At 40.2% G+C, this 10,855-nt stretch carries 10 protein-coding genes; 9 read left to right on the plus strand and 1 reads right to left on the minus strand.

Features of this window, described 5'->3' with window-relative positions:
- Position 1 precedes the first annotated feature (1 nt).
- Positions 2–946: an AEC family transporter gene (locus IEV89_RS16825; RefSeq protein WP_188474672.1), complete on the minus strand. Its 945-nt coding sequence runs from the start codon at positions 944–946 to the stop codon at positions 2–4.
- 491 nt (positions 947–1,437) lie between these two features.
- On the opposite strand from IEV89_RS16825, the gene IEV89_RS16830 reads away from it, so the two are divergent.
- The 9 genes from IEV89_RS16830 to IEV89_RS22120 all read left to right on the plus strand — a co-directional run bounded on the left by IEV89_RS16830 (position 1,438) and on the right by IEV89_RS22120 (position 10,699).
- Positions 1,438–3,123, plus strand: coding sequence for an NAD-dependent malic enzyme (locus IEV89_RS16830; protein ID WP_188474673.1), 1,686 nt, complete (start codon positions 1,438–1,440; stop codon positions 3,121–3,123).
- Between the two features lie 987 nt (positions 3,124–4,110).
- Positions 4,111–4,749, plus strand: a complete 639-nt coding sequence (locus tag IEV89_RS16835) for a helix-turn-helix transcriptional regulator (RefSeq protein ID WP_188474674.1) — start codon at positions 4,111–4,113, stop codon at positions 4,747–4,749.
- A gap of 53 nt (positions 4,750–4,802) precedes the next feature.
- Positions 4,803–5,015, plus strand: a complete 213-nt coding sequence (locus IEV89_RS21800; protein ID WP_229746504.1) for a hypothetical protein — start codon at positions 4,803–4,805, stop codon at positions 5,013–5,015.
- Positions 4,961–5,464: a DUF1120 domain-containing protein gene (locus IEV89_RS16840; RefSeq protein WP_229746509.1), complete on the plus strand. Its 504-nt coding sequence runs from the start codon at positions 4,961–4,963 to the stop codon at positions 5,462–5,464. Before IEV89_RS21800 ends, IEV89_RS16840 begins: the two co-directional genes overlap by 55 nt.
- Before the next feature lie 54 nt (positions 5,465–5,518).
- Positions 5,519–6,205 carry a fimbria/pilus chaperone family protein gene (locus tag IEV89_RS16845; RefSeq protein WP_188474675.1) on the plus strand — a complete coding sequence of 229 codons (687 nt, stop codon included), beginning with the start codon at positions 5,519–5,521 and terminating at the stop codon, positions 6,203–6,205.
- Positions 6,206–6,213: 8 nt separating this feature from the next.
- A complete protein-coding gene (locus IEV89_RS16850) occupies positions 6,214–8,592 on the plus strand; it encodes a fimbria/pilus outer membrane usher protein (protein WP_188474676.1) in 2,379 nt (792 codons plus the stop codon).
- Entirely contained in the window at positions 8,579–9,124 is a 546-nt protein-coding gene (locus IEV89_RS16855) for a DUF1120 domain-containing protein (protein WP_188474677.1), read from the plus strand. Before IEV89_RS16850 ends, IEV89_RS16855 begins: the two co-directional genes overlap by 14 nt.
- A gap of 244 nt (positions 9,125–9,368) precedes the next feature.
- Positions 9,369–10,235, plus strand: coding sequence for a winged helix-turn-helix domain-containing protein (locus IEV89_RS16860; protein WP_188474678.1), 867 nt, complete (start codon positions 9,369–9,371; stop codon positions 10,233–10,235).
- A gap of 278 nt (positions 10,236–10,513) precedes the next feature.
- Positions 10,514–10,699, plus strand: a complete 186-nt coding sequence (locus tag IEV89_RS22120; RefSeq protein WP_506256301.1) for a YqeJ family protein — start codon at positions 10,514–10,516, stop codon at positions 10,697–10,699.
- Positions 10,700–10,855 lie beyond the last annotated feature (156 nt).

A 10,855-nucleotide genomic window follows, 5' to 3' on the forward strand; every position in this document is an offset into this window, starting at 1 on the left:
CCTACGACATCATATAAATCATCACCCCTTCCGTCACAATCCCGACTGCCGTGCCGATCAAGATCGAAGAAGACGCCGATTCCACGTACGTATCGCTACGTACCGCGAACATGCCCGCGGCAATGGCCGATGGCGTCGCACCAATGATCACCACCTGCTGCATCAGTGTATGGCTGAGTCCAAATGCCATCCCCGCTGCGGCCATCATTGCAGGCTGAATCAGATTCTTGATGCCAATATTCGTAAACGTATGGATGTTCAGTATTGGGCGTTCGCCAAAGAACAGCAGCCCCAACGCGAACAGTGAAATCCCGCCGGCGGTTTTGCCCATCATTTCAACGGAGGAGGAGAGCAACTCAGGGATTTTAATCCCCGCCAGACTCATCACTACACCAAGTACCGGGATCCAGACAATCGGGTTACGCGCCGCGTTGAACAAGTTTGCCAGGATCATCGTTCCCAGGCTTCCCTGATCCGACTGTTCACTGTTTTTATCCCCCATGCGGATCAGGACGATAGTCAGCGGGATCATCAGCACGCTGGTGATCAGATTGCCAATAAGTACGCCCAGAAAACCTTCCGGACCGATAAGCACCGCCAGAACAGGCGCACCAAAGTATGCCATATCAGGGAATGCGCAAACCAGAGACTTGATAGCACTGGTCTTGATATCGTGACGAAACAGGAAACGAGAAATACACAGCGTAAGGAGATAGGAGCCCATCAGCCCGATCACCAGTACCGCCATAAAAGACATATTTTGTATTTTGTGAGGATCCGTGTGAAGTGCGCCGATAAAAAGATGTAAGGGCAACGCAAATCGAATCACCACAGTGGCTAATACGGTCGCGTCATCACGTTTCATATAACCGAGCTTTCCACTCAACCAGCCTAACAACATCACAAAAACCAAAGGGAATAAGGAAGATAAGAGTAAAGATGGCATAATATACCTTTTTCTTTTTATCGTGAATCGGACAAACAAAGTGGCGAGTATTTATATCCGTTAATAAGCAGGGTAATTGTGACAATCATCACATCAGTCTATTAGACTAAAATAACAATAATTACTTAATTAAAATAACAATAAAAAACAATCAGTTAAGTCAAATCTCGCTAATACTGATTAAGTTTAAACATTATCATGGATTGCTTTGATATATCCTGAAAAATCCAACAACATTATGTAGTAAATTACCAAAAGTAAGTATTAAAAAACTTTAGAAATTTAAGTAATCAGAATATTAGCGTTCCTCATGCTATAAAAAAGAAAAAACATTCATTTAGAAAATGTTTATTCGAAGTCGGCCGAGCATGCGCCATTGAATATATGAATTTTAATTAAATTGATAATGGGATTTTACTGCAAGGGATCTGGAGACAGCGACACAACACTCCGGAGAATAACTGAGTTCAAACTCACCAAGGCTTTACGTGATGTTAAAAAAACGCCCACTCTACACACATTATACCGGCTCGCTTTTACTGGAAAATCCGCTGCTGAACAAAGGCTCCGCTTTTACTCGCGATGAGCGTCTGGCACTCAACCTCAACGGCCTGTTACCCAATCAGGTTGAAACCATCAGTGAACAAACTGACCGCGCATATTCCCAATTTTCTGATTTTAAACGTGATATCTCCAAGCACATCTATTTACGCAATATCCAGGACACCAACGAAACGCTGTTCTATAACCTGGTGAGTTCACATCTGGAAGAGATGTTGCCGATCATCTATACCCCGACCGTTGGCGAAGCATGCGAACATTTTTCGGATATTTATCGTCGTGCGCGCGGCCTGTTCATTTCCTATCCCGATCGCGACCACATTGATGAGATGCTGCAAAACTTCTCCAAGAACGACATTCGGGTAATTGTCGTTACCGACGGCGAGCGTATTCTCGGACTGGGTGACCAGGGTATTGGTGGCATGGGCATACCGATTGGCAAATTATCACTCTATACCTCCTGTGGCGGCATCAATCCGGCCAATACGCTGCCGATCATGCTGGACGTCGGCACCAATAATGCGCAACGCATTGCCGATCCACTGTATATGGGCTGGCGCCATCCGCGACTCACCGACGGCGAATACAACGACTTTATGGATCTGTTCATTCAAGCCGTGAAAATGCGCTGGCCGGATGTGCTGCTGCAATTCGAAGATTTTGCCCAGACGAATGCAATGCCTCTGCTTGAACGTTATCGCAATGAGTTGTGCTGTTTTAATGATGATATTCAGGGGACGGCAGCCGTCACATTAGGCTGCCTGATCGCAGCCAGCCATGCTGCCGGAACACAGTTACGTGACCAGCGCGTGACGTTCCTCGGCGCGGGATCTGCCGGTTGTGGTATTGCCGAGAAGATCATCGCGCAGATGATTGCCGAAGGCGCGACGGAGGACGAAGCGCGCAGTCAGGTCTTTATGGTGGACCGCTTTGGTTTGTTAACCGATGACATGCCGAATCTGCTCGATTTCCAGCGCAAGCTGGTCACTCACAAGGACAAGATCAGCCAGTGGCCGGTCGAACCGCAAAATATCTCTTTACTCGATGTCGTCCGTCACTCCAAACCGACGATTCTGATTGGTGTTTCCGGGCAGCCGGGGCTATTCACCGAAGAGATCATCCGCGAGATGCACCATCACTGCCATCATCCGATCATTATGCCGCTGTCTAATCCGACCTCCCGCGCCGAAGCACGTCCGCAGGATGTGATCGTCTGGACAGAAGGCGCGGCGTTGATGGCGACCGGAAGCCCATTCGCACCGGTTCATTATCAGGACCGTACGTACGCAATCCCGCAATGCAACAATGCCTATATTTTCCCGGGGTTGGGTCTGGGGATCCTGGCGTCAAAAGCGCGCCGAGTGACCGATGGTATGCTGCTGGCCGCCAGTCAGGCGCTGGCCAGCCTTTCTCCGCTGGCGACAACCGGTCAGGGTTCATTATTGCCTGCACTTGGTGATATTCAGAAAGTATCAAAAGTGATTGCAGCGGAAGTCGCACGCGTAGCTCAACGCGAAGGCGTTGCGTCGGTGGTCTCGGAAGAGACATTGCAAAGTCGGCTGGATAGCGAATTCTGGCTGGCAACCTATCGACCTTACAAACTCTCTTCGTTCTGATCTTCTCTTCTCCGCCGGCACCTGTGTGCCGGCTTTTTGGCATAAGTGAAGACTTACTTATTAACTCTGCGACATAAATCTTACTTGTCGATACTTTCACTACCAGGCAAAACGTAGTCCGCCCGCTCAACCTGCCCCAAATACCCGCTCACCGACGTTCCTGCTTTTGCATGACAATACCCCGCAGACGAATACCGATAATCCAGCACCCGCGTCGTTCGCTGGCCTGATGTTCAGTCATAACGTAACGCACCTGCTCACGCTTTTTAGGCGCAGTTAATTAAACTCGAGTGACGTATAGGGTTAAACAAAGTCACCATACATTAGGCAATATTGAGCATGTGAACAATTGATCCAGATCATGCTTATGGTTAGAAATTTATACACGAATATTTATAATCACGAAGGTAAATAAAAAACCATGAACAACCGGAGATTAATCAACTTATTGAAATTTCTGATTTTTCTCTTGGTATTATTCTATTATTTTTCGAAGAGTAATAAGATTCAGATTATTACTCTTTTTTTATGTAAAGCATAAAATATGTACAAAGCAGACTAAAAACGCTTATTTATAATTTTTATCCCGTAAATTAGATATAAATTGGAATATCATTCCAAAATAAACTCAACTTAAGGCGTTTTACACTAAAATAACCAAGTTTAAGAAGCGTTTAAATTTGGTTGTTAAGATAGATTTAGGAAAAAAACCCTGAGACATAGGATTAATCTATGAACTTTCTTATCTCTGATAAATATGTTTATTAGAACTTAAGGCTACAATTGGTTTTTAAGTAGTTTTTTATGCTAAAAATATGCAATTTCAATCTAAAAATGAGAATTTTATTCCAAAATAGAGCATAGAAGTGAAATATAATTTTTTATATGAGCAAATAACTCATATGAATTGAACATCATTAGCCTGATCTGAATAATAACCCCGCGCTTTTGATGGTTAAGGACGTTGGTTGGCTGGAGGCCGAGAGCATGAAAAATTGCATAGAAAACAATAAGAGCGGACGTTCGAAAAAAACAAACGTACTCATCATCGAAAAGTGCCGCTACACACGGCGAGGCATTGCCTCTTTGATTTCAGAAACAAAACCTGACATTGGTTTTATAACAGCAGTTGCTGATTTTTCGGCTGCTTCAGAAATAATTAATGAATCCCACATGGATGCTATATTTGCACATGTCTCACAGGGAAATATTTTTAGTTTTTATTTTGACTCGCTTAACTTCACAAGAAGCATAAAAGAAAAATATAGCGAAACTAAAATTCTGGTCTATACAGAAAAAATAACACCTTTATTTCAGATCCACTACGCTGCTGATGAGTTCATTTCGACAAATGAATCTTTAAAAGCATGGCGAAAGAAAATGGAAATTCTCTTTTATATGCCACATCTGAATTGGGATAAATTAAATCACGTTCAAGGAAGTTTCAGAATCACCAAGGAGGAGTGGTATGTTTTAATGAGTATAAAAGATGGATTGGAATTGAAAGATATTTCAAACGCCATGCAAGTTAGTTACAAAACGGTCAGTGCTTTAAAAATTAAAGCATTGAGGAAGCTTGGCCTTAAAAATAAAAATGAGTTACTAATGTTTATTGCTGGGGTTTAAACATCACCTACAACATGTAATCTCATTTTCACTTACTAATATCAGGATTAAAAATGCGTAAACTATTAATTTCTACTTTCGTTGCTCTTGCCATGATGCCTGCTGTATTTTCAGTAAATGCAGCAGAAACGGCGACACTAGGTGTAAAAGGTATAATGCAATTTCAACATGTGATGTTTCACTTAGCGATGCAACAATTGACTTCGGGAGAATATCTAAAGCAGATTTACCTAATAGCATTAATGGAATCATGGGGTCATCCGTAACATTAGGTCTGAATTGCGACGCAGCGAGCAACGTAGCCTTGCAGGTTACTGATAATAGGGCTTCTAGTGCAATAACGAATGCAGATTTCCCTGCGAACTCACCATCTAACATGGCTGATTCTGAACTTTTTGGTTTGGGTAAAGATAGTGCATCAAACAATATTGGTGCACTTGGATTCATGTTAACTGACGTTAAGCTTGACTCTGCTTCTGCATATATAATGCAGAGCACTGATAAGTCTACCTGGACTACTTTAGAGAGCGGTATCCTTCAAAATAACGGTTACATCTCAGTTGCTGCGACGTCGAGTGCAACTTCACCAAGTAGCTTTACAACGGCTTCAGTCACACTGACCCCAGGAATTACTCTATTTGAAGCGAGTAGGTATCCTTCCGGCGAGGAGACAACTCTTGATGGTAGCGTAACATTCACGGTTAATTACCTCTAATAGATAGCCAAAGGTTAATAAAACCTTTGGCATTTTTAACGATGACCTTTGCATATGAAAAATATATTTTTATTAGCACTTACCCTTGGATTAACAGCACCATTAACATGTTTTTCTGCAGGAATGAAGCCCGATACGCCTACACTGTTTATAGATGCAAACAATAGAGAAGCTGTTGTTACAGTACAAAACACTGATAATACAACGGCTCTGTTACACAGTAGTGTACAAAGCATCCCTGAAGATAAAACGATTTCACTACTTATTACGCCACAACTAGCACGGTTAGAGCCAGGGCAAAAACAATTAGTCCGTGTAATATTAAAAAATGATGTCAATATAACGCACCAAAGAATGCAGCGATTAAACTTTACCTCTGTGCCTAAAAAACATGCAGGGAAAGATAGCAAAGCACAATTGGTTATAGCTCAAAACATTCCGGTCATAATATCTCCTGTGGGGCTGCCAGTAAATTATGAACCATGGAAGGAGTTGATTTTCTTAAAGACGGCCAATGGAATTAAAATAGAAAACAACTCAAAATATATAGTACGCATGTTAAGTACTGTGACTCTTTTACCAGCAGGTAAAGCGGTTGATATTAAAAAAAGATACATTCTCCCTGGGGAGAAGATAGATATCCCTTTAAAAGAAAATGAACTTAAGTCAGTTTCCAGGTTAAAAATACAACCAGCAACCAGATTTGGAATGTTGGCAGCACCTTATATTATTGATATTTAATAAAAATCATGCAAAAACAAAAAAACAAAGGTATCTCTGCATTACTAATGATTATACTTACATCTTCAAAAGTGAATGCTGCTGATGTATTTGATGCTGAGATTCTGAAAAACATAGGCTATACAGAATCATCAGTAGAATACCTTTCCAAAAAAGGAGATTTCCCGCCAGGAATAAACAAAACTGAAGTGATAATAAACAACATTAATAAAGGTGCGTATTCGATTAACGTGACTAAACAGGGAGAAATCTGTTGGACAACAAGTATTTTAAACTCTCTCAACATAGACGCGAGCGCGTTACAAAGAGGCAAGGAAGGATGCAACCAGCTCTCGCCTGACATTAAAGTAACTAAGAACCCCCTTGATAATAATATTGTAATATTCGTACCAATAACAATGATGCCAAGTAAAAACAATTACGTAACAGGCGGGAAAGCCATTATTTTTAACTATGATGCCTCTGCTCGAGAATATAACTCTCGCGGAGGAAAATTTTCAAACAAATCTTTAACTAGTGAGCTTGGCGCCAATTACAAAAACTGGATATTTAGAAGCAATCAAAGTTATTATGCCTATGGAAAAACAAGCAATCTAACACGACTTAATAACTACATCCAACGTTCTTTCACAAGCTCAAAGATTTCCGTCCGCTTTGGCCAATTTACTACCGGAGGTGATGCTTTTTCAGGGATCAATATTACAGGCGTAGAAATCTCCCCAGAGAATGGGCTGGCAAGTAACAGTACAACTGTAAACCTTAAAATTTACGCGCCCACTGCGGCACAGGTAGATATCTATCAGAGAAAGGCACTTCTCAAAACAGTGTATGTAGAAGCGGGAACAACAATAATAGAAGACATTCCTATATTAAATCAGAGTGACGACTTTACTCTGTCTTTTATAGCAAGTAGTGGAGAAACTTCACGACAGGTAATACCTTTTATTCAAGCTGATTCGATAACTACTCTCCCTGAAGGGCGAAACGTTAACGTTTATGCCGGACGACTAAGAATGGCTAAGCAAAATTTACCGCTGGCTGCATTGTCTGGTAATATCTATAGAAACACATTTGCCTCTTTTTTTGCAGGTGGATTGGCTAGCAATCAGTATCAGTCGATAATGGCGGGCGGTAATTTCCGTTTTACTGAAAAATTACTTCTTAGAACCTCCACAACAAGCACTCAGTCTCTACATACTGACAATAGTCAAGAAAAAAAACTGGGTATCAGAAATGATATCTCTCTAAATTATAAAGCTACGAGCAAGATCAGCGTCTCCACGGCAGCTAACTTTCGCTCTAAAAACTACATGGATTTTGGTAGTGCTGGGAATTCATGGTACACAGCAGAAGATACTGGGAATATAAAAGACCAGTTATCATTAGGGCTCACATACCAAAGCGATAATTTTGGAAGCATTTCCTTAAATGGAACATCGACCAGGCGATTCAAAAATACCAATGTAAATTCCTACTCACTTAACTGGGGACGCGATTTCAATAAAGTAAATTTAAATATCGGCTTGCAAAACAATAAGTTTAGTAACAAAAAAAATAATTATAATGATAACTATTTTTATATTAATGCTTCCATTCCTTTAGGTAATGGAAGAAGTGCTCAATTGTACTCCAATCATTCTGATCGTGTTACCAGGTATGGCGCAACTTATAATCAAGAAGTTAATGATAAGTTTAACTATGACGTGAGTACTGAAACATCTTCAAATAAAGATAAAAACATTAATGCAACTGGATATTACAACAGTAAATACTCCAGAATTGCGTTCGGCGCAGCCGCTGGTGACAGTACTAAAAGCTATCGTGCAGGAATGAAAGGTGGGGTTGTTCTTCATGAGAATGGATTGACATTCACTCCACGGCAAGTATCCGATACCTTTGGTATTGTTTCTGTTAATAGTAAAGAACCTGATGTAGAAATCATGACTCCAGCAGGGAAAGTTTGGACTGACAGTCAAGGCCAGGCAATTGCATCATCTTCCGCATGGAGGAAAAATCGCATTCAAGTCAACGTGAGCAGCCTTAAGAAGAACCTCGAAGTTCAAAGCGGGATTGCCGAGGTATCGCCTTCAAGAGGAAGTGTTGTGCACGTTGCTTTACCTATTTATAGAGTTAATAGGATGTTATTGAGTTTTGATGGGCCACGTGTACCATCGCCAGGCTCAGCGGTATTGGACTCTAAGGGCCGTACCATAACATTTGTAAGTGAGGATAAAACAATATTTATTGACGATTTACCAACAGGTGTAATGACAACAACGGACTCTTTGGGTGATTCATGTCATATTGATTTCCCAGATAAATACTCAATAGAAGAGAATAAACTTTATACTCCCATAATGGTAAGGTGTCTTCGTGAAAAAAAATAAAGCCATATTAATATCAATATTACTTAGCTTAATAACGGTCAAGAACTCCCTTGCAAATTGTGATATTGAGCTTAGTTCACCCACTGTAACCTGGGATGCACAGACGCGAGATGAAATATTAAAAAATAGCAAAAATCAGAACAATTCACTAATAGAATTAGGAAAAGAACGTGAAGTAAATATTAACATTAACTGTAAAAGCTCACAGATTTTTCATATCACATTTAACTCGCCGTCATTTGATGAAAACAGCTATGCTTTCGGGAGGGAAGGAAAAATGACGTTGTTACTTAAAAATGTCGTAATCGACGGAACCCCTGTTGATGTGACTGCCAGTGATAATATTGAGAGAAATGGAAACAGCATGTTTTTTAAACCTGGAAATTACCTTTCATTTAAAAAAAATGGAGGTGAGGTTAGCGGAATTAATTTAAATGCGCAAGTGGTTATTAACGCTTTTGTATCTAAAGACATGACTCGCGTGAACGACATTGTTACTATCAGCAATGAAGGCCATTTCAATATTAATTAGCACGTCGTAGTTATTCGATTTATTATCAGATATGCATGCTAATGTTATTTATGTGCTAAGAAATCATCAACTTGCGCTAAAGGATAATAAACAATCAACTCTTGATATTTCTTGATATTGTTAAGACAAGACCTCAAACTCAGCTGTAACGACCAGAAAAAGTGAAAAATGAAGCATGGGTCAAGTTAGCGAGCTTCTGAAGTGGTTTCTATAAGTGGACTTTTTTATATAAGGATATTTACCTATGCATAATCACTATATTATTGATGGATATATAGACTTTCACCCTGCGTCCAGCACGTTACATGACCTTAACAATCCTAAAAATGTTGTCGTACTAAATTCACCGGCAGCGCGTTGTTTGCTACTGCTGATTGAAAGATTTGGAAGTATTGTCACTCAACATGATTTTCTAGAAATCGTTTGGGAAAACCGTGGAATGCAAGTGTCTTCAAATACTTTTTACCAGAACATTTCTATTCTGCGTAAGGGATTAAAAAAGATTGGCCTTACTGGTAATGTCGTAGTCACGATCCCTCGACTCGGGTTAACGCTGGCAAGTGATACACATATTAAAAAACTGACCACGGAACAGCAAGTGGAAGCCAACCCCGAGAATGCATACCTCCTTGATGAGCAGTCATTAGCAGATAAATTTGAGAAAATTGAGCAACTTGAAGTGACTGAAGGTCTCAAAGAACCCGATTCATTAAGGGCATTTATAGAAAAACCCCCATATGAGACGACAAAACCAGTAAACAAACAAATATTTCGTCTCCGATGGATCCTCCTGCTCTCTAGTGTTGTCTTTTTCGCATTACTGTGTGTAATGACTCTGTTGAGAGGCAGTGACGACAGTCAGTATTTTTCAAACTATCGCTTTCAGAAAACGGCACAAGGTTGCCATATTTTTATTTCAAATGGGACTTCTTCAGACAAAGCCCACTCAGATGTATTGATTCGCAGTAAACAATTCTCTGACGACTGCAAAAATTACCCCTGGGTTTACATTACCCATTTGCCATTACTGCCAAGGACATCAATTATCCGTTGCGACAAACCTATAAGCGAACCTAATACCTGTATTTCTGATTATTTTTTTGAGGATTGAACGATGAATTTCACCCTTAAAACAAAAGTTATATTTTTAGGGTTAGTAGCTACAATTTCAGCTATTTTAATTTATTTACCATGGAAGAATACTTTGCCAGATGGCTTTTCATGTGTCGCCAGCACTACGTTAACGATAATGTAAATGTATCCCTTGGGTATACCATTAAAGAAAACTCTGGGATTATTAGCATTAATGGTGTTACAAAGTCAAAACCAACAAAGATGTTTAACCGCAAGATCGCATTCACAGTTTGAAAAGATGGTAATCTTTATTATATGTTGTCGAACAAGATTCTTAAACTCCCAGAGGATAATGTTGATGACACATGGCTTAGCCTGCGTCAACCTTTATTCTTCATCTACCCCAATAATAGTATTTACATTCGAATTATCCAACTAAATAATAAAAATTACCTTTTCATGATAGGCAACATACCAACATATATTTGCAATGCTACTTAGTTGAAGTTACTTAAAAATCAGATATGAAAATGTAGTCCCTCCTGAATTTAGTCTTACTGCTTGATAGAGTTCTCTGGTTAAAATACAACCATTGGGAGGCTCATCATGAAGAAAGCGCGTTTCACTGAAACTCAGATCCTGCGAGTTCTAAAAGAA

The organism is Hafnia psychrotolerans (assembly GCF_014639435.1).
Classification (GTDB): Bacteria; Pseudomonadota; Gammaproteobacteria; order Enterobacterales; family Enterobacteriaceae; genus Ewingella; species Ewingella psychrotolerans.